Here is a 17,839-nt window from a genome sequence, read left to right as displayed (position 1 = left end):
GGCCCATCGGGGCGCGGTGGCCGGGCCCCCGCGCCGGGCACGCCGCTTCGCACCCGCATCCCCTAGACTCGCGAAAATGGCCAAGTACTTCGACGTTCACCCCGACAACCCCCAGCGCCGCACCATCGGGACCGTGGCCGACACCATCCGCTCCGGCGGACTCATCGCCTACCCGACGGACTCCTGCTTCGCCCTGGGGTGCCAGCTGGGCAGCCGCGACGGACTCGACCGCATCCGGTCGATCCGCAACCTCGACGACCGCCACCACTTCACGCTGGTCTGCCAGAACTTCGCCCAGCTGGGCCAGTTCGTGCACATCGACAACGACGTCTTCCGCGCCATCAGGGCGGCCACCCCCGGCCGCTACACCTTCATCCTGCCCGCGACCAAGGAAGTCCCGCGCCAGCTCCAGCACCCGAGGAAGAAGACCGTCGGCGTCCGGATCCCCGACCACACCGTCACCCAGGCCCTGCTCGGCGAGCTGGGCGAGCCGCTGCTCTCCAGCACCCTGCTGCTGCCCGACGAGGAGGAGCCGCTCACCCAGGGCTGGGAGATCAAGGAGCGCCTGGACCACGTGATCGACGCGGTGGTGGACTCCGGCGACTGCGGCACCGAGCCCACCACCGTCGTGGACTTCTCCGGGGACGTCCCCGAGATCGTCCGGCGCGGCGCCGGCGACCCGGCCCGCTTCGAGTGACCACCGGGCGGCGCCGCTCTCAGAGCACCAGCGCCGCCAGGACGGTCACCCCGGCCAGGAACCACGCCACGTAGTCACCGGCGTGGCCCGAGTGGAGGCGGCGCAGCGGCACCGTCCAGCGCGCCGCCTCCCGGGGAACCGGCCGCCGGACCGCCGCCAGCGCGAGCGCCACGGCCAGCGCGGTGGCCAGCAGGCCCCACAGGATCCCGGCCGCCGACCAGTCCGGCGGTTCCCCCGCCGCCGGCGGCGCCGGGACGCCGTGCAGCACCGACGCGGTGTAGCCGCGGTGGTCGGTGAAGGCGGCCGCGGCCCGCCCGGCGGCCGCGCGCAGCCCGGGCAGCAGGCCGACCGCCAGCGCCCCGGCCAGCAGCACCGCGGGCACCACCTGCATGGTGTCGGGGATCCGGGACAGCAGCCCGCCCCGGGTCTCCGGCTCCTCGTCCTTCCCGGTGGTCTCCTCCCCGCCCTCCTCGCCCGGCGCCGGTGCGTCGGCCGGGTGCCGGGCGCCCAGGCCCAGGAACACCCGGGCCGCCGCGCGCAGCACCGCACCGCCGGTGGCCGCCGACACCGCCACGCACAGCGCCGTCGCCCAGCCGCCGGCCGCCTCCTCCACCACCGCCTTGCCGAGCGCCGTCCCGAACGGCGGCAGCCCGGCCAGCGCCAGCCCGCCCACCGCGAACAGGCCGCCCACCCAAGGGAGTTCGCGCGCCCGGCCGTGCAGCTGGTGCTCGTCGACACTGCCGTACCGGTCCAGCAGGACGCCCGTGCACGCGAACAGCGCGGCCTTCACGCCCGCGTGCCCCAGCACGTACAGCACCACCCCGCCGGTGCCCCGCGGCCCGAGCGTCGCCAGGCCGACCAGGAACACCCCGGTGTGCGCGACCGTGGAGTACGCCAGCAGCCGCTTCAGATGGCGCTGGAGCCAGCACATCACCGCGCCCAGCAGCGCGGTCAGCACGCCCAGCACCAGCAGCGCCCGGTGCACCGCCGCGCCCGGGATGCCGCCCGGCCCGGCGAACACCGTCCAGTACACCCGCGCGGTGCCGTACAGCCCCAGCTCCACCATGACGCCGGACAGCAGCATGCACACCGGCGTCGGGGCCACCGCGTGCGCGTCCGCGAGCCAGAAGTGGAACGGCACCGCCGCGGCCTTGACCAGCAGCCCGGCGGCGACCAGGGTGAACGCGGCGACCAGCAGCGGATCCGGCCCGCCGGGGTGCGCGTCCAGCCGGGCACCGATCTGCGCCAGCCCCAGTTCGCCGGTGCGCGCGTACAGCAGCCCGATGCCGAGCAGCGCGGCGTACCCGCCCAGCGAGTTGACCAGCGCGAAGATCAGCGCGCCCTGGACCGGGCGGGCCTCCTCCACGCGGTAGCCGGTCAGCGCGTAGGCCACCACGCCCATCAGCTCGAAGAAGACGAACGCGTTGAACAGGTCGCCGGTGAGCGCGAAACCGCACATGCCCGCCTGGAAGAGCAGCACCAGGCCGGGGTAGGAGCCGGCGTGCCGGGGCGGCGGCTCGTCGAAGTACCGCCAGGCGTACGCGAGCGAGGCCAGCACCAGGACGGACACCAGCGCGGCGAGCCCCAGGCCGACCGGGTCGCCGACCAGCACGATGCCCACCCCCGCGCCGTGCCGCGGCCGCCAGCCGCCCACCCACTCGGCCGGGCGGGGGGCGGCGCCGGAGGTGGCCGCCAGCGCACCCAGCGCCAGCGCCGCCGCCCCGCCGGAGAAGACGCAGCCCAGCACCTCCGCGGCGTGCCGGGGCAGCCGGCGGCCCGCCCCCACCAGCAGCGCCGCGCCGAACATCGGCACGGCCACGATCAGCGGCAGCAGCCGCGCGACGCTCACCCCCGCAGCTCCGACAGCTCGTCCGGATCGACCGTGCGGTGCCGCTTGGCGATCTGGATCACCAGGGACAGCAGCAGCGCGGTCACCGTGGCACCGATGACGATGTCGGTCAGGACCAGTGCCTGGACCACCGGATCGACCACCGGCCGGGAACCGGGCGTGACGTCGGAGAAGACCGGCGCCGTACCGCCCCGCCGGTAGCCGATCGCCAGCAGCAGCACATAGGTCGATGCCTGGCAGACCGCCAGGCACCCCACCGCGTGGATGAGGTTCCGGCTGGTGGCCAGGCCGTAGCAGCCCATCAGGAACAGCCAGCCGGCCACCGCGTACGGCAGCACTCCCATCGCGTTCTCCCCGATCGCGTTCACTTCGCGGCCCCCTCCGGCGCGTCCGCCGGCGGATCCTCGATCTCCACCGCCTGGTCCAGGAAGCGGGCCAGCAGCACCACCACCCCGCAGGCCACCTCCACCCCGATCGCGGCGTTCAGCACCGGGACGGTGCCGCCCGAGGACAGCGTGTTGAAGGTGCCGTACGGCAGGACGTTGGCCAGGAACGCCGCACCGGCCACCAGCGCGCCCGTCCCCACCAGCAGGTACGCCGCCTCGCCCGCGGCGTCCCCGACCTCGTACAGCCCCACCGGGCGGATCCGCTCCAGCGCGCGGTAGTCGACCGCGATGTAGAGCAGGTGCAGGGCGGTGGCGACCACCACCCCGCCCTGGAAGCCGCCGCCGGGGCTGAGCTGGCCGTGCGCCACGATGTAGAGGCCGATCAGCAGCGTGACGGGCAGCGCGAGCCGGGCGTAGCGGCGCACCGGGGCGGCGACCGGTGCGGGCGCGGGCGGGCGGCGGTTCTCGTCGCGGGTCTGGCGCAGCAGCACCACGGTGCCCAGCACCGCGCCGAAGAGGATCGACTCCTCGCCGAGGGTGTCGAAGGCCCGCTGGTCGAAGTTGACCGACGCGACCGCGTTGGCGGTGTGCCGCAGCAGCGCGGCCCGCACCGCCCGGTCCCCGTAGGGGTGCAGGTCGCCGCCGAAGTGCGGCAGTCCGGCGCACGCCGCGGCGAACAGCGCCGCGAAGCCCAGACCGCCCAGGACCAGCACCCAGGCCCGCACCCGCCGGCTCACGCCTGCTCCTCCCGCCGCTCGTCGCGGGCCCGCCGCCGGACCTTGCGGACCGACAGCAGTACCATCAGCGGCGTCAGCGCCGAACCGACGGCCAGCTGGGACAGGGCCACGTCCGGCGCATGGAGCAGCAGGAACAGCAGCGCCAGCGCCAGCCCGAGGACCGAGAGCAGGAACGACTGCCGGACCGGGTCGCGGACCAGCACGGTCGCGGTCGCGGCGACCGCCACGAAGAGCAGCCCCAGCAGGACCGGCAGCTCGGACACGGTGTCTCCCCTCTCCTCAGATGTGGCCCCGCGGCCCGTGCCCGGCGTCCACCGCGACCGCGACGGCCCGTCCCGCCACTCCGCTGCCCAGTACCAGCAGCACCCCGATGACCAGCAGTTTCACCAGCGCCCTGCCGGGGTCGGTGACCACCGCCAGCGGCACCACGACCACCGCCACGGCGACGTAGTTGAGCGGCGTCACGGCGGACAGCGGGCGGGACAGCGGCGGCCCGGCCGCCAGCCGGTCCGCGAGCAGCCGCACGTACAGCAGCGTCCCGGCCGGCCCCAGCACCGCCAGCACCAGCGCCGTGTCCTGGTACGCGGTCCGCACGAACCCCTGGGCCAGCAGCAGGAAGACCAGGCTGAGCAGGGTGGTCATGGCGTTCTGCGCGACCACCCGGCGCCGCACCGGGCCGGTGGCCACGCCCCAGCCGGCCGGGAGGGCACCGCACACCAGCAGCGCGGTGCCCGCGGCCGTCCAGCCGTTCACGGTGTGCCGGAGGCGCGCCGGGTGCCGCGGGCGGCGCACGCGGCGAGCAGCGCGGCGAGCCCGCCCACCACCCATTCCAGGGTGTCGACGCTGGAGATCAGCACCATCCACAGGCCGGTCAACACCGCCCACCAGGCAAGGAGTTCGGCACCCGCGGCGAGTACCGCGAGCGCCCTCCGGCGTGTCATCCGCGCACCTCCCGCCGCACGACTCGGCTCCGCCGGCCCCAGGCTCACACGCGCACGGGAGGCCGCCGGGTCACCGCGCCGGGCGTTACTCCGACGGGGTGCGGGCCGGGCCCGGGACCCGGCGCCGCCGCCGGTGTGCGCGTCCCGCCCACCGCCTGCCCGCCCCGCCGCCCGGCATACCCGCGGTTTCCCCCGGGCCCCGGGCGGCGCGGAGCGGCGGTCACCCCAGCCGGTAGTCGAAGGTGTACGGGAAGGACGGCTCGCCGGCCCGGTGGGTGAAGGTGCCGCTGCCGGAGAGACCGGCCAGCTCACCGGTCCCGGTCCCCGGCACCACCTCGAAGGCGCAGCGCACCGTGCCGTCCGCGCCGAACGTGCCGTGCTGCTCGATGACGAAGCTGCCCGCGCGCCCGTCCTGCCGGCCGGCCAGCAGCTCCAGGCCGGTGAAGGTGCCGGTGGTGTCGCCGGTGTAGACCAGGGTGTACTCGCAGGTCGTCCCGGCGGCCTCGATGCCGCCGGCGAAGCTGTTGGTCACACAGGCGCGGGCGAGCCGGGGGTGCGTGCCGTCCGGACCGGCCTTGCTCTCCTCCCAGTTGGTGTAGGTGATGCGGCCGGTGGTCTGCGCGGGCATGGCGGAACGTCCTCTCGGTCTGCCGCACGGCCGGTGCCGGTGCGGCGGGTGCGACCAGCCTGGCCCCCGTACCTGACACCTCCTGTCAGGTACGCGGGATAATCCCGCCATGCGCGCCGACCGGCTCCTCGCCCTGCTCCTGCTGCTCCAGAACCGCGGCCGGATGACCGCCCCCGAACTCGCCGCGGAACTGGAGGTGTCGGTCCGCACGGTCTACCGCGACATCGAGGCCCTGGGCGCGTCCGGCGTCCCGGTCCGCGCCGACCGCGGACCGGACGGCGGCTACCGCCTGATGAACGGGTACCGCACCCGCCTGACCGGGCTCACCGACACCGAGGCCGGCGCCCTCTTCCTCGCCGGTGCGCCCGGCCCGGCCCGAGACCTGGGGCTGGGCCCGGTACTGGCGACCGCGCAGCTCAAGCTCCAGGCCGCCCTCCCGGACGGCCCGGCCGAGCACAGCCGGCGGATCCAGGACCGCTTCCACCTCGACGCACCGGCGTGGTTCCGGGACGCCGACCCCGTCGCGCACCTGGCGCCGGTCGCCCACGCGGTGTGGGAGCAGCGGGTGCTGCGCGCCCGGTACCGGCGCTGGCGCGGCGAGGTCGACCGGGAGCTGCGCCCGCTCGGCATCGTCCTCAAGGGCGGTATCTGGTACGCGGTGGCGCAGGTGGACGACGCCGTGCGGACGTACCGGATCGCGCGGTTCCTGGAGGTGGAGGCCACCGGCGAGGGGTTCGAGCGCCCGGCCGGCTTCGACCTGGCCGCCTACTGGGCGGAGTCCTCCCGCCGGCTGGAGGCCGCGCTGTACCAGGGCACGGCCCGGCTGCGGCTCTCCCCGCCGGCCCGCAAGCTGCTGCCGATGTACTACGGCGCGGTGGGCCGGCGCGCCCTGGAGGCCGCCGGGGAGCCGGACGGCGACGGCTGGGTGGAGGTGGAGCTGCCGGTCGAGGGGCCGGCCGTGGCCGTCGGCGACCTGCTCCGACTGGGCGCCGGGGCGGAGGTGCTCGGCCCGCCCGCGCTGCGCCGGGCGGTGGCCGACGCGGTGGCCGCCCTGGCGGACCGCTACCGGAACGGCAGCCCGGCACCGCGGCGAGGTGAACCGGAGCGCGGTGCCCGCCGACCGCTCAACCCGCCTCGAACAGCGCGGCGTTGGCCCGCAGGTACGCGGCGAACGAGGTGGGCGGACGCCCGGTGACGCGTGCCACGCTGTCGGTCACCCGGTCCTCCGCGCCGCCGGCGATCCGGAGGTCCAGCTCCGCGAGGAACGCCGCGAAGGCGTCCGGCAGGTCCCGCGCGTACCGGGCCCGCAGTTCCGCCCCGGACACCGCCCGGTGGCGCACCGGTCGGCCCGCGACGTGGCTGACGAGCGCGGCGACCTCGTCGTAGGAGAGCGCCTGCGGGCCGGTGAGGACCCAGTCGGTGTTGTGCGGCACCGGGTCGGTCAGGGCGTGCGCGGCCACCGCCGCGATGTCGTCCGCATCGATGAACGCGACCCGGCCGCGCCCGGTCGCGGTGGTGAGCACCCCGTCGCCGCGGATGCTCCGGGCGTGCGGGTGCCCGCCGGTGACGTTCTGCATGAACCACGACGGGCGCAGCACCGCCCACTCGGGGAAGTGGCCGGGCAGAGCCCGGTGCACCTGTCCGGTCGCCGGGCCGCCGGCGGGGACCAGGGAGGAGCTGAGCAGCACCGCCCGGCGCACTCCGGCGCGCCGGGCGCGGTCCAGGAAGGGCAGCATGACGTCCGCCGGGTCGGTGGCGCCGGGCGGCGGCACGAGGTAGAGGGCGGCCGCGCCGTCGAGGGCCGCGTCGTGGGTGGCCGGTGCGGACCAGTCGAACGCCACCGGTTCGGCACCGGCGACCGGGGCCGCCCGGCGGCCGGCGGCCCTGACGGGGTGTCCGGCGCGCAGCAGCCGGACCACCAGGCGGCTGCCGGTGGTGCCGGTCGCGCCGGTGACGAGGACGGGGCCGGGGGCGGGGGACGGGCTGCCGTACGGGGTCATGGGTGCCTTCCTGGGTGGGGGAGCGGTCGTAGAGGGGCGGGCGTCAGGCGCGCATGGAGGCGGGGACGCCGAGCGGGTTCCAGTAGTCGCGGTAGTGCGCGATGCGGCCGTCGTGCACGGTGACCACCGCGACGTAGGACATGGCGAACGGGGCGCCGGTGGCGACCAGCCGGCCGGTCGCGGCCATCTCGACGACGATCGTCGCGGCGTCCTGCGTCTGATGGACCGTCACCTCGGGGAAGTCGTGGAGCTCGATGTGGCGGGGGTAGTCGGCCATGTAGGCGGCGATGGCGGGCTTGCCCTCCAGGCGCCGCGGGCGGTCCTCGGGGGCGAAGGGGAACTCGAAGACGCCCGCGTCGTCCCAGAGGTCCACCCAGCCGGTCATGTCCTGGTCCAGCAGCAGGCGGAGCCCGTGCCGGAAGAGCTCTTCCGGTGTCCGGCGGGCGGGTGCGGTCGCGGGGGCGGGCGCGGAGGTCATGCGGTCTCTCCTCGGGGAGCGGGTGGGGGCGGGGCGGCCGGGCGGGAGCCGGGGCCGCGCAGGTGCGTGCGGCGCGGTCGTCCGCTACGGTTGGACCGCCGGTCCGTTTCAACCATACGGACCGCCGGTCCGTTTCGCAAGGGAGGTCTCGACCGATGCCCGCACCACGGCAGCGCGCCGACGCCGTACGCAGTCGGGAAGCCGTCCTGGACGCAGCCGAGGAGCTGTTCGCCCGCAGCGGCCCGGCCGAGGTGAGCATGAACGCCGTCGCCGCGGCCGCCGGCGTCGGCAAGGGCACGGTCTTCCGCGCCTTCACCGACCGCACCGGCCTGCTCCAGGCCCTCGCCGAACGCCGCTCCGCGCCCCTGCGCCGGGCCGTCGCCGAAGGGCCCGCCCCCCTGGGGCCGGACGCGCCCCCGCACGAGCGCATCCCCGCCGTCCTGGACGCCCTCGCCCGCTTCAAGCTCGACAACCAGAGCCTCCACCTGGCCCTGGAGGAATCTGGTGTGTCGAGCCCGTACGCGAGCCCCTCCTACACCTGGTGGCACACCACCCTGCGGGACAGCCTGGCGCGGTGCACCGACGCCGGGCAGGCGGGCTTCCTCGCCCACGCCCTGCTCGCCGCCGTCCGCGCCGACCTGATCGCCCACCTGGCCACCGTCGAACGGCTGCCGTTCGACGAGATCCGGAACCGGCTGACCGCCTTCGTCCACTCGGTGCTGCCGGACACACCGCGGGCCTGACGTCCCCGGCGGCGTGGCGCGCCGCCGCGCGACCCCCGACCGGCTGTGATGGGTGCTCAGCCAGGACGGGTACCCGACGAGGCGAGGCGGTGGCGGCATGAACGACCGGGAGACGGCACCCGGAGACGGCCCCGGACCGGTCTGTCTGGTGACCGGGGCCACCGGGTACATCGGCGGCCGGCTGGTCCCCGAACTGCTGGCCGCCGGCCACACCGTCCGCTGCCTCGCCCGCTCCCCGGAGAAGCTCCGCGACCACCCCTGGGCCGGTGACGTCGAGGTGGTGCGCGGCGACGTCACCGACGCCGCGTCGGTCGGCGCGGCCCTGGACGGGGTCGACGTCGCCTACTACCTGGTGCACGCCCTGGGCACCGGCAAGGACTTCGAGGCCACCGACCGCCGGGCCGCCGAGGTCTTCGCCGACCGGGCCCGCGCCGCCGGCGTCCGCCGCATCGTCTACCTCGGCGGACTCACCCCCGCCGGCGTGCCCGAGGAGGCCCTCTCCCCGCACCTGCGGTCGCGCGCCGAGGTGGGCCGGGTGCTGCTGGCCTCCGGCGTGCCGACGGCGGTGCTCCGGGCCGCGGTGATCATCGGCTCCGGCTCGGCCTCCTTCGAGATGCTGCGCTACCTCACCGAACGCCTCCCGGTCATGCTCACCCCCCGCTGGGTGCACACCCGCACCCAGCCGATCGCGGTCCGCGACGTCCTGCGCCTGCTGGTCGGCTGCGCCCGGCTGCCGGCGGACGTCAACCGCGCCTTCGACATCGGCGGCCCCGAAGTCCTCACCTACCGCGAGATGATGCGCCGCTACGCGCGGATCGCCGGACTGCCGCCCCGGCTGGTGCTGTCCGTCCCCGTCCTCACCCCGCGGCTCTCCAGCCTCTGGGTGGGCCTGGTCACCCCCGTGCCCGCGGCGATCGCCCGCCCGCTGACCGAGTCCCTCCGCCACGAGGTCGTCTGCCGGGAACACGACCTCGCCCGCTACCTGCCCGATCCGCCGGGCCACCCGCTCGACTTCGACACCGCGGTCGGTCTGGCCCTCCAGCGCGTCCGGGAGGCCCAGGTCGCCACCCGCTGGTCCTCCGCCGCGGTCCCCGGCGCCCCCAGCGACCCGCTGCCCACCGACCCCGACTGGGCCGGCGGCAGCCTCTACACCGACTGCCGCGAGCAGCACGTGGACGCCCCGCCCGAGGTGCTCTGGCGGGTCATCGAGGGCATCGGCGGCGAGCACGGCTGGTACTCCTTCCCGCTCGCCTGGGCCGTCCGCGGCTGGCTGGACCGGCTGGCCGGCGGCGTCGGACTGCGCCGCGGCCGGCGCGACGCCGGACGGCTCCGGGCCGGCGACTCCCTGGACTTCTGGCGCGTGGAGGAGATCGCGCCCGGCCGGCTGCTGCGGCTGCGCGCCGAAATGCGGCTGCCCGGCCTCGCATGGCTGGAATTGCGCGCCGAACCGGAGGGCGACGGCCGCTCCCGCTACCGGCAGCGCGCCGTGTTCCACCCGCACGGCCTGCTCGGCCACGCCTACTGGTGGAGCGTCTCCCCGTTCCACGCCGTGGTCTTCGGCGGGATGGCCCGCAACATCGCCGAAGCGGCGGCGGAGGCCGCGCACCCCGCGCCCGCCCCCACCGACCCGCCCGCCCGCGACCGGAGTTGAACCATGCCCCCCACCGCCGTCGTCCTCTTCACCTCCGACCTGCGGCTGCACGACCACCCGCCGCTGCGCGCGGCCCTCCGCTCCGCCGACGCCGTCGTGCCGCTCTTCGTCCGCGACCGCGCGATCACCGCGGCCGGGTTCGACGCCCCCAACCGCCGGGCGTTCCTCGCCGACTGCCTCACCCAGCTCGACGCCGGCCTGCGGGAACGCGGCGGGCGCCTGGTGATCAGGGCCGGCGACCCCGTCGAGGAGGTCTGCCGGGTGGCCGCCGAGGCGGACGCCGGCGAGGTGCACCTGGCGGCCGGCGTCAGCGGCTACGCCACCCGCCGCGAGGAACGGCTGCGCCGCGCCCTGGCGGCCGAGGGGCGCCGGCTGCGCGTGCACGACGCCGTGATCACCGCGGTGCCGCCCGGTGCGCTCACCCCCGCGTCCACCGACCACTTCGCGGTCTTCACCCCGTACTACCGGCGCTGGGCCGGGCACCCGCTGCGCGCGGTCCTGGCGGCCCCGCGCACGGTCCCGGTGCCCGCGCACGTCCGCTCGGCCGCGGTCCCGTCGTCCACCGACGTCCCCGGCGTCTCGAAGGGACTGGCGCCGGGCGGGGAGGCGGTGGGCCGCAGCCGCCTGACGGCCTGGCTGCGCGGTGGCGCGGCGGCCTACGCGGACCGCCATGACGACCTGGCCGGCGACGCCACCTCGCGGCTCTCCCCGCACCTGCACTTCGGCACGGTCTCCCCCGTGGAGGTGGTGCACCGGGCCCGCCGGCGCGGCGGCCCCGGTGCCGACGCCTTCGTCCGCCAGCTCGCCTGGCGGGACTTCCACCACCAGGTCCTCGCCGCCCGGCCCGGCGCCGCCGCCGGCGACTACCGCACCCGCCACGACCGCTGGCGCACCGAGGACGCGGCGGCCGACGAGATCGCCGCCTGGAAGGCCGGCCGCACCGGCTACCCGGTGATCGACGCGGCCATGCGCCAACTCCGCCACGAGGGCTGGATGCACAACCGCGGCCGGCTGCTGACCGCCTGCTTCCTCACCAAGACGCTCTACGTCGACTGGCGGGTCGGCGCCCGGCACTTCCTCGACCTGCTCGTGGACGGCGACCTCGCCAACAACCAGCTCAACTGGCAGTGGGTGGCGGGGACCGGCACCGACACCCGGCCCAACCGCGTCCTCAACCCCGTCCGCCAGGCCAGGCGGTACGACCCGGACGGCGCCTACGTCCGCCGCTGGGTGCCCGAACTCGCCGGGCTCCCCGGACCGGCCGTCCACGAGCCCTGGCGCCTGTCCGCCGCCGAACGCGCGGACCTCGCGTATCCGGAACGGCTGGTCGAACTGGCCGAGGGGGCCGAGCGGTTCCGGCGGGGCCGGGAGCAGGGCCGGCGGTGAGCACGAAAGGGCCCGGCCGCCGACCGGCGGACCGGGCCCCTGGCCGCGCGGGATCAGGGTTGGCCGAGCAGTCCTGTCCGGAGCCGGCCCAGGATCCGGGCGAGCAGCCGGGACACGTGCATCTGCGAGACGCCCAGCTCCTTGCCGATTTCCGACTGGGTCTTCTCGTGCACGAACCGCAGGGTGAGGATCCGCCGGTCCCGCCGGTCCAGCTTCTGGACCAGCGGCGTCAGCGCGTGCAGGTCCTCGGCGAGTTGCAGCCGGGGGTCCTCGTCACCGAGCGCGTCGGCGAGCGAGCGGCTGGGCTCGTCCTCCGCCGGGTCGGTGGGCTGGTCCAGCGAGCCGGCGGTGTAGCCGTTGCCGGCGATCAGACCGTCGATCACCTCTTCCTCGGAGATCTTCAGCTCCTCGGCGAGTTCGGAGACCGTGGGGTCCCGGTCGAGGCGGACGAAGAGCCGCTCCTTGGCCTGCGCGATCTCGATCCGCAGCTCCTGGAGCCGCCGCGGTACGTGCACCGCCCACGTCGAGTCGCGGAAGAACCGCTTGATCTCGCCGACGATGTAGGGCACCGCGAAGGTCGTGAACTCGACCTCCCGGGACAGGTCGAACCGGTCGATGGCCTTGATCAGCCCGATGGTGCCGACCTGGATGATGTCCTCCATCTCCCCCGGGTCGGAGCCGCGGTGCCGGAACCGGGAGGCGGCGAACCGCACCAGGGAGAGGTTCATCTCGACCAGGGTGTTCCGCACGTACTGGTACGCGTGGGTGCCTTCTTCCAGTTCCGCCAGCCGCTCGAAGAACGGCCGCGACAGCACCTTGGCGTCCTTCGGCGCAATCTTGGACCCGTCGGTGATCTGCGGCAGCCCCGCGGTCCCGGTGGGCTCCGGCCCGCCGGTCCCGGAGCTGACCGCCCGGTCGTCCTCCCGGTGCTGGACCTGTCGCACTCCGGTCTGCGCTGCCACTGCCGCCATGAAGCTGCCCTCCCATAATTTGGATCATGGTCTGGTACACGGCGTCTGCCCGGCGCGCACACCGCAAAACATCCAGCGCCACTTTTTCGCCAGCCGGAATCTTGACAGGGCGGTGGCGCTGTGGTGCGCGGTGCGGTGTGTGCATGCCACGGGGCGCGCGGACCGGCCGCGGGCCGGCGCCTCGCTCAGCGGGACGCCGCCGCCGTCACCCGCCCGCGCCCGCCGCCCGCTCCTGCTGCCTGCGGGAGCGCGCGATGGCTTGTTCCGGCGGGTGGTTGAGGAGCGACGGGACCATGCCGGTGCCCCTGGCCACGACGAAGCTGCTGCCGCCCGGCGAGGTGGGCAGCGGCCGCTCACCGGGGTCGGTCGGCTTGGCGCAGGTGGCGTGGACGAGGTACCCGAGGCCGAACTCCCGCACGCGCAGGGGCGGCGGGCCCCGGGGAGCTGCGGAGAGCCGCCCTGCGCAGGCTGGCGATGGCGGGCGGCGGGACGCCCTGAAGCGCGTCGGACCAGGCGGTCAACGAGCGGCCGGTGCGCGGGAGCTCGGGAGGCGGCCTTCTCCCGGCGGCGCTGTCCGGCACGCCCGCCGTGGGTTCCGGAGCGTTCGGGCCGCGGGAGGGGTGCTTGACCGACACCGGGCCGGAACCGCGGCACCCCTCGTCCCGCCGGACGATCTGAACGTTGGCTGAACAATCGGCGAGGCGCGGATCCCCGGCCCCGGCAGCGGCATCTCGCAGACCGAGCGGTGATGTCCACCAGGGAGGTTCGTCCATGGCCAGCACCACCTCCGGAACGGAGGCGACCGGTGTCGCGGGGGCGTCCGCGGTGCCGGGCGGTCCGCCCGCCGGTACGGGCCCCGGCACCGGGGAGGGGGCGTCGGCCGGGGCGGGAAGGGGCGGCGGCCGGCCGCGGTGGGTCAGGGTCGGCTGGCCCGTGGTCCTGGCCGGGGCGGCGGTGCTGTTCGCCTGGGACATCCAGCACAGCGGCCTGCACGCGTTCTACGCCGAGACGGCGCGCAGCATGGCGGAGAGCTGGCGCGGCTTCCTGTTCGGGTCCTTCGACCCGGGCAACTCGATCACCATCGACAAGCTTCCGGGCTTCCTGTGGCCGCAGGCGCTCGCCATCCGGATCTTCGGTTTCCACGCCTGGGCACTGACCCTCCCGCAGGTGATCGAGGGCGTGCTCAGCGTCGTGGTGCTGCGTCGCGCGGTACGCCGCTGGGCGGGGGAGAGCGCGGCGCTGCTGGCGGCCGCGGCCTTCGCACTCACCCCGGCCATCGCCGGACTGTTCCGTACGCAGGTGGAGGACCCGGCGTTCACCCTGCTCGTGCTGCTGGCCGCCGACGCCACCCTGCGCGCGGCGCGCCGGGCACGGCTGCGGCCGCTGCTGGCGGCCGGTGCCTGGGTGGGGCTGGGTTTCCAGGCCAAGATGCTGGAGGCGTGGGCGGTGCTGCCCGCGCTCGGCCTGCTGTACGTACTGGCGGCGCCGACGACGCGGCGGCGCCGCCTGGCGCACCTCGGGGCGGCGGGCGCGCTGTGCCTGGCCGTATCGGCGTCGTGGGTGCTGCTGGTGACGTTCACCCCGCCGCACGACCGGCCCTACATCGACGGGACGACGAACAACTCGGCGGTCAGCCAGGTCGTCGGCTACAACTTCCTCAACCGCTTCTCCGGGCTCGGGATCAGCGCGGCGGACACCGGCAGCGTCCCGGTCTCCACCATGGCGGGCACCGCCCCGGGCCCGCCCACCGGCCACTCCGGGTCCGGCGTCGCGCAGTGGGCGAAGATGTTCGGACCGTCGCTGGTGTCCCAGGTCGGCTGGCTCTATCCGGCCGCGGCGCTCGCCGCCGTGTGCGGGCCGCTCTGGCGCCGCGGACGGCCGCGGACGGATCCGCTGCGGGCCGGTTTCGTGCTGTGGGGGGTGTGGCTGGCCACGTACTTCCTGGTGTTCAGTGCCGGGGCGGTCGGCGGCCATACGTACTACATGGGGGTGGTGGCCGTCCCGTTGGCGGCGCTGTTCGGCGCGGGAACGGTGCAGTTCTGGCGTGCCTGGCTGAGCGGGGCGCGGGCGCGTGCCTGGGCGCTGCCGACGGTGGTGGCCGGCACGGTGGTCTGGTCGGTGGGCATCGGCCGGCTGTTCCCCGCGTTCCTGCCGTGGCTGGCCCCGGCCGCGCTCGGGTGCGGAGCGGCCGCACTGGCCCTGCTGGCCGGTGCCCGGGTCCGTGCCGGAGGCGGTCGGACGGCGGCGAGCGGGGGACCGTCCGCGGCCGCCGGGCTGCCGGCCCGCACCCGCGTCCCGTCCTCCGAGCACGGTGCCGGGCGGCGGCGGCCGGCGGTGTTCGGCCTTGCTGCCGGCCTCGTGGCCATGCTGCTGCCGTCGGCCGCCTGGGCCTCGTCCGTCCTGGATCCGGTGTACGGGCACTCCGGTATGGGGGCGACGGGGCCGGTGGCCATCCGGCACCGCGCCGTGCGCCATGCGGCCGACGATACGGCCCCCCACCGGCGCCAACCCCGTCCCGGCGGGCCGGACCCGGGCGCGGCGCACCACCGGCCGACCGACCAGCCGAACCACCCACCGCCGCGTCAGCCGTCCCGCCAGGCACCCGGCGAACGGTCCCGCCCCCGCACCGGCGCGCTCCCGCCGGCCCCCGGAGAGGATGCGCTCACCCCGCGCCAGCAGCAGCTGCTGGCGTACGTGCGAGCCCACCGGGAGGGGGCCGTTTACCTGTTCGCCACCACCAGTTGGCGCACCGCCTCCCCGTACATCCTGCACGCGGGCGCGCCCGTGCTTCCCATGGGCGGCTTCACCGGTACGGCCCCGACGCCCAGCCCGGCCGCGTTCCGCCACCTCGTCGCCACCGGCCGCCTCCGGTACGTCGTCCTCGGCGGACCGGCGACCACCCCGGGCCGAGCCCTCGCCCCCTGGGTGCGCGCCCACTGCGCCCGCGTCCCGGGTCAGGGGTACGACCTCTACCGCTGCTCGGCGGAGGCCGCCGTGGAACGGTGACAGGGGTCGGGAGGGGCAGCGGGCGCCGGGGGCGGAAGGCGGGCGGCGCGTCCGCGGTGGGACATGCGCCTCCCGGGCGGTCGCGTCCTGGCCGGTCGTGACCTGGGCGTTCGCCTCCTGGCCGGTCACGTCCTGGCCGTTCGGATGCGCGGCCGTGCGTGTCCCGGCCGTGGGCGTCCCGGCCGTTCGGGCCACGGTGCGTTCGGATTCCGTCAAGGAAGCGGGCGGGGTCCTCGTGCGGCACCCCGCCGAACCGCCACCGTGGAGCCGGACGGGGGCCGCAGCACGGCGAGAACGAGGAGAGCACCCATCGTGACGAGGAGACTCATCGTGACGAGGAGGCCCGTCGGTACGGAGCGGGGCGACGGGAGCCGGGCGCCGGGCGTCGGGGAGGGAAGGCGGGGGCGGCGGCCGGCGGCGAGTGGGGTGCCGGTGCCGGGGCGCGGGGCGGTGGGGACGGCATGAGCGCGGAGCGCGTGGTGGGGATCCTGGTGGCGGTGTCGCTGGTGGGTCTGCTGGTGCTCGTGGTGAAGTTCCCGGACCGCTTCTGACACCGGTGGTGAGCCGGCTCCGACACGACGCCGGGACGGCTCCGGCCCGGCGTTGGCACGGACACGGGACCTGAGGGGCGGGCGCGCACCCTCAGGCGGGACGGAACAGCGGTGCGCTCCTAGTCCGGTGCGGCCGCCGCCTCCACGATCGAGGCGAAGGTGGGGGTGGGCAGGATCCGGGTGCGGCGGAGGCCGGTGCGGGCGAAGAGCTCGTCGAGTTCCTTCGGGCCGCGTTCCCTGCCCGTCACGATGGTCATCATCGCCACGTCCAGTGCCCGGCCCGGGTGCGGGGCGTTGCCCGGCGCCGGAACGGAGTCGATGACCAGGACCTTCCCGCCCGGGGCCAGGCCCCGCCGGCAGGATCTCAGGATCCGCGCGGCCGCCTCGTCCGCCCAGTCGTGCAGCACGTGCTTGAGGAGGTACACCTCGCCGCCCTCCGGGACGGCGGTGAAGAAGTCGCCCGGTTCGGTGCGCCAGCGGCCGGTCAGGTCGGCCGTGTCCAGGACGTGGTCGCGCAGCGCGGGCTCCTGATCGAACAGCACCCCGGTCAGGCCCGGGTGGCGCAGCAGTACGTGGCGCAGCAACCCGCCCCGCCCGCCGCCGACATCCACCACGGTGCCCTCGGCGGGGAACGGGTAGGCGCCGGCCACCAACTCGTCGACCGGTTCGGAGAACGCCGCCATACCGGTGTCGAAGAGGGCGCGGCTGGCGCTGTGGTCCTTGAGGTACTCGAAGAAGGGGGCGCCGAAGACCTTGGGGAAGGCCGGCGCCCCGGTCCGCACCGTTTCGTCGAGCGCGGAGGAGGAGCGGACGAAGATGTCGTCGGTGAGCATCAGGACCGCGTCGCGCAGCGATCCAGGCACCCCGGTACGCAGGAACTGGGCGGCGGGCGTGAGGTGGAAGGCGCCGTTGCCGTCCTCGCTGAACACGGCGCGCCCGGCGAGGTAGCGCAGGCAGCGCCGCAGGAACGCGGTGTCGGTGCCGGTGAGTTGGGCCAGTTCGGCGGCGGTGCGGGGGCCGGCGGCCAGGTGGTCGGCCAGGTGGAGGAGGGCCGCGGTCCGTAATGCCGCGGAGTAGAGGTGCCCCAGCGACTGCTCTATCAGCTGCCCGGCGACCGCGTGCGTCGCGGTGGCGGTGAGGTCGGGGTGGGGGTTCGGCTGGGGGGACGGGTCCGGGTGGGGGGAGTGGGGCGGCTGGTGCGTCGGGTTCGGCTGGTGGGAGGGGGTCGGCTGGTGCGTCGGGTTCGGGGTGTCCACCGTCAGCCTCCGGCTGGTGAGTCGAGTAGCTGCTCCGTTCACTGTGGCGGCGGCGCCCCGCCTGCGGCACCGTCCAGGTGATGGTCTTCGACTCGGCCTTCTGACGTATGGCTCCTGGACGAAGAGGACGAGGCCGACTCGTCGGATGGCAGGAGGAGATGTCGTCGGGGCGGGGCACCGCGCGCGCGGCAGCGTTCGGAGGGGGCCACCGCCGCGGAGGCCCGGCGCCGCGGAGAGCCGAACGCCGGTGGCGCCGCCCCAGGGTGGGGGCGCCACCGGCGCTGCGGCACCCCCGGCGCTGCGGCACCCCCGGCGCTGCGGTGGCCCGGCGACCGGGCCGGGTCAGGCGGGTACCGGCGGTGCGGCGTCGGCCGGTTCCGCGGTCACCTCGGCCGTTCGGGGCCGGGGGATGAGGAACGACGCGGAGGCGGCCGAGAGGTTCGCAGGTGGGCAGGGCAATGGTGTGATCGCCGACGAGTTACGGGTCAGTGTGCGGTCGGTGCCGCGATGGTGCCGGTCGTGGTGGGACGGCGGGCGGGCCGCCTTGCAGTCGAAGGGC

Annotated in this window: 19 protein-coding genes and 1 pseudogene; 7 read left to right on the top strand and 13 right to left on the bottom strand. The window is 75.7% G+C overall.

Annotated features, from left to right (window positions below):
• Positions 1 to 76: 76 nt before the first annotated feature.
• Positions 77 to 697, top strand: coding sequence for an L-threonylcarbamoyladenylate synthase (locus MUU72_RS05025; protein ID WP_248011886.1), 621 nt, complete (start codon positions 77 to 79; stop codon positions 695 to 697).
• A gap of 19 nt (positions 698 to 716) precedes the next feature.
• On the opposite strand, the gene MUU72_RS05020 is transcribed toward MUU72_RS05025, so the two are convergent.
• The 7 genes from MUU72_RS05020 to MUU72_RS04990 form a co-directional block, all read right to left on the bottom strand.
• The gene (locus tag MUU72_RS05020) at positions 717 to 2,546 is read right to left on the bottom strand and encodes a complex I subunit 5 family protein (protein WP_248011885.1); all 1,830 of its coding nucleotides are present in this window, start codon (positions 2,544 to 2,546) and stop codon (positions 717 to 719) included.
• Positions 2,543 to 2,890 carry a sodium:proton antiporter gene (locus MUU72_RS05015; protein WP_248012065.1) on the bottom strand — a complete coding sequence of 116 codons (348 nt, stop codon included), beginning with the start codon at positions 2,888 to 2,890 and terminating at the stop codon, positions 2,543 to 2,545. Before MUU72_RS05015 ends, MUU72_RS05020 begins: the two co-directional genes overlap by 4 nt.
• 20 nt (positions 2,891 to 2,910) lie before the next feature.
• A complete protein-coding gene (locus tag MUU72_RS05010) occupies positions 2,911 to 3,669 on the bottom strand; it encodes an MnhB domain-containing protein (RefSeq protein ID WP_248011884.1) in 759 nt (252 codons plus the stop codon).
• Positions 3,666 to 3,932 (bottom strand): hydrogenase subunit MbhD domain-containing protein, encoded by a 267-nt coding sequence (locus MUU72_RS05005; RefSeq protein ID WP_248011883.1) that lies wholly within the window; start codon positions 3,930 to 3,932, stop codon positions 3,666 to 3,668. Before MUU72_RS05005 ends, MUU72_RS05010 begins: the two co-directional genes overlap by 4 nt.
• Positions 3,933 to 3,948: 16 nt before the next feature.
• Positions 3,949 to 4,422, bottom strand: coding sequence for a monovalent cation/H+ antiporter complex subunit F (locus MUU72_RS05000; protein ID WP_248011882.1), 474 nt, complete (start codon positions 4,420 to 4,422; stop codon positions 3,949 to 3,951).
• Entirely contained in the window at positions 4,419 to 4,610 is a 192-nt protein-coding gene (locus tag MUU72_RS04995; protein WP_248011881.1) for a hypothetical protein, read from the bottom strand. Before MUU72_RS04995 ends, MUU72_RS05000 begins: the two co-directional genes overlap by 4 nt.
• 220 nt (positions 4,611 to 4,830) lie before the next feature.
• Positions 4,831 to 5,238, bottom strand: a complete 408-nt coding sequence (locus MUU72_RS04990; RefSeq protein ID WP_248011880.1) for a DUF3224 domain-containing protein — start codon at positions 5,236 to 5,238, stop codon at positions 4,831 to 4,833.
• Between the two features lie 109 nt (positions 5,239 to 5,347).
• Here MUU72_RS04990 and MUU72_RS04985 point away from each other — a divergent pair, with 109 nt between their 5' ends.
• Positions 5,348 to 6,433 carry a helix-turn-helix transcriptional regulator gene (locus MUU72_RS04985; protein WP_248011879.1) on the top strand — a complete coding sequence of 362 codons (1,086 nt, stop codon included), beginning with the start codon at positions 5,348 to 5,350 and terminating at the stop codon, positions 6,431 to 6,433.
• Here the strand turns inward: MUU72_RS04985 and MUU72_RS04980 are convergent.
• Positions 6,363 to 7,238: an NAD(P)H-binding protein gene (locus MUU72_RS04980; protein WP_248011878.1), complete on the bottom strand. Its 876-nt coding sequence runs from the start codon at positions 7,236 to 7,238 to the stop codon at positions 6,363 to 6,365. The genes MUU72_RS04985 and MUU72_RS04980 overlap by 71 nt on opposite strands.
• Before the next feature lie 43 nt (positions 7,239 to 7,281).
• Positions 7,282 to 7,716, bottom strand: a complete 435-nt coding sequence (locus MUU72_RS04975) for a nuclear transport factor 2 family protein (protein WP_248011877.1) — start codon at positions 7,714 to 7,716, stop codon at positions 7,282 to 7,284.
• Positions 7,717 to 7,871: 155 nt separating this feature from the next.
• On the opposite strand from MUU72_RS04975, the gene MUU72_RS04970 reads away from it, so the two are divergent.
• The 3 genes from MUU72_RS04970 to MUU72_RS04960 all read left to right on the top strand — a co-directional run bounded on the left by MUU72_RS04970 (position 7,872) and on the right by MUU72_RS04960 (position 11,496).
• Positions 7,872 to 8,459, top strand: a complete 588-nt coding sequence (locus MUU72_RS04970; RefSeq protein ID WP_248011876.1) for a TetR/AcrR family transcriptional regulator — start codon at positions 7,872 to 7,874, stop codon at positions 8,457 to 8,459.
• A gap of 97 nt (positions 8,460 to 8,556) precedes the next feature.
• Positions 8,557 to 10,110: an SDR family oxidoreductase gene (locus MUU72_RS04965; RefSeq protein ID WP_248011875.1), complete on the top strand. Its 1,554-nt coding sequence runs from the start codon at positions 8,557 to 8,559 to the stop codon at positions 10,108 to 10,110.
• A gap of 3 nt (positions 10,111 to 10,113) precedes the next feature.
• Positions 10,114 to 11,496: a cryptochrome/photolyase family protein gene (locus tag MUU72_RS04960; protein ID WP_248011874.1), complete on the top strand. Its 1,383-nt coding sequence runs from the start codon at positions 10,114 to 10,116 to the stop codon at positions 11,494 to 11,496.
• A 53-nt stretch (positions 11,497 to 11,549) separates the two neighbouring features.
• On the opposite strand, the gene MUU72_RS04955 is transcribed toward MUU72_RS04960, so the two are convergent.
• Together MUU72_RS04955 and MUU72_RS04950 are read right to left on the bottom strand one after the other, a co-directional pair.
• Positions 11,550 to 12,467, bottom strand: a complete 918-nt coding sequence (locus tag MUU72_RS04955) for an RNA polymerase sigma factor SigF (protein WP_248011873.1) — start codon at positions 12,465 to 12,467, stop codon at positions 11,550 to 11,552.
• A gap of 205 nt (positions 12,468 to 12,672) precedes the next feature.
• Positions 12,673 to 12,894, bottom strand: a pseudogene (locus MUU72_RS04950) (hypothetical protein); the annotation flags it as partial.
• A gap of 344 nt (positions 12,895 to 13,238) precedes the next feature.
• Between MUU72_RS04950 and MUU72_RS35195 the strand changes: the two are divergent.
• Together MUU72_RS35195 and MUU72_RS04930 are read left to right on the top strand one after the other, a co-directional pair.
• Entirely contained in the window at positions 13,239 to 15,473 is a 2,235-nt protein-coding gene (locus tag MUU72_RS35195; protein ID WP_282503681.1) for a mannosyltransferase YkcB-related protein, read from the top strand.
• 461 nt (positions 15,474 to 15,934) lie between these two features.
• Complete coding sequence (locus tag MUU72_RS04930) at positions 15,935 to 16,024, top strand: K(+)-transporting ATPase subunit F (protein WP_248011872.1); 90 nt, start codon at positions 15,935 to 15,937, stop codon at positions 16,022 to 16,024.
• A 119-nt stretch (positions 16,025 to 16,143) separates the two neighbouring features.
• Here the strand turns inward: MUU72_RS04930 and MUU72_RS04925 are convergent, their stop codons facing one another.
• Together MUU72_RS04925 and MUU72_RS04920 are read right to left on the bottom strand one after the other, a co-directional pair.
• The gene (locus MUU72_RS04925) at positions 16,144 to 17,280 is read right to left on the bottom strand and encodes a methyltransferase (protein ID WP_248011871.1); all 1,137 of its coding nucleotides are present in this window, start codon (positions 17,278 to 17,280) and stop codon (positions 16,144 to 16,146) included.
• Between the two features lie 342 nt (positions 17,281 to 17,622).
• A partial coding sequence (locus tag MUU72_RS04920; protein ID WP_248011870.1) for a hypothetical protein occupies positions 17,623 to 17,839 on the bottom strand: 217 nt, incomplete at its 5' end.

The organism is Streptomyces rhizoryzae, assembly GCF_023155275.1.
Classification (GTDB): Bacteria; Actinomycetota; Actinomycetes; order Streptomycetales; family Streptomycetaceae; genus Streptomyces; species Streptomyces rhizoryzae.
This window is presented reverse-complemented; position numbering and strand designations above follow the sequence as displayed.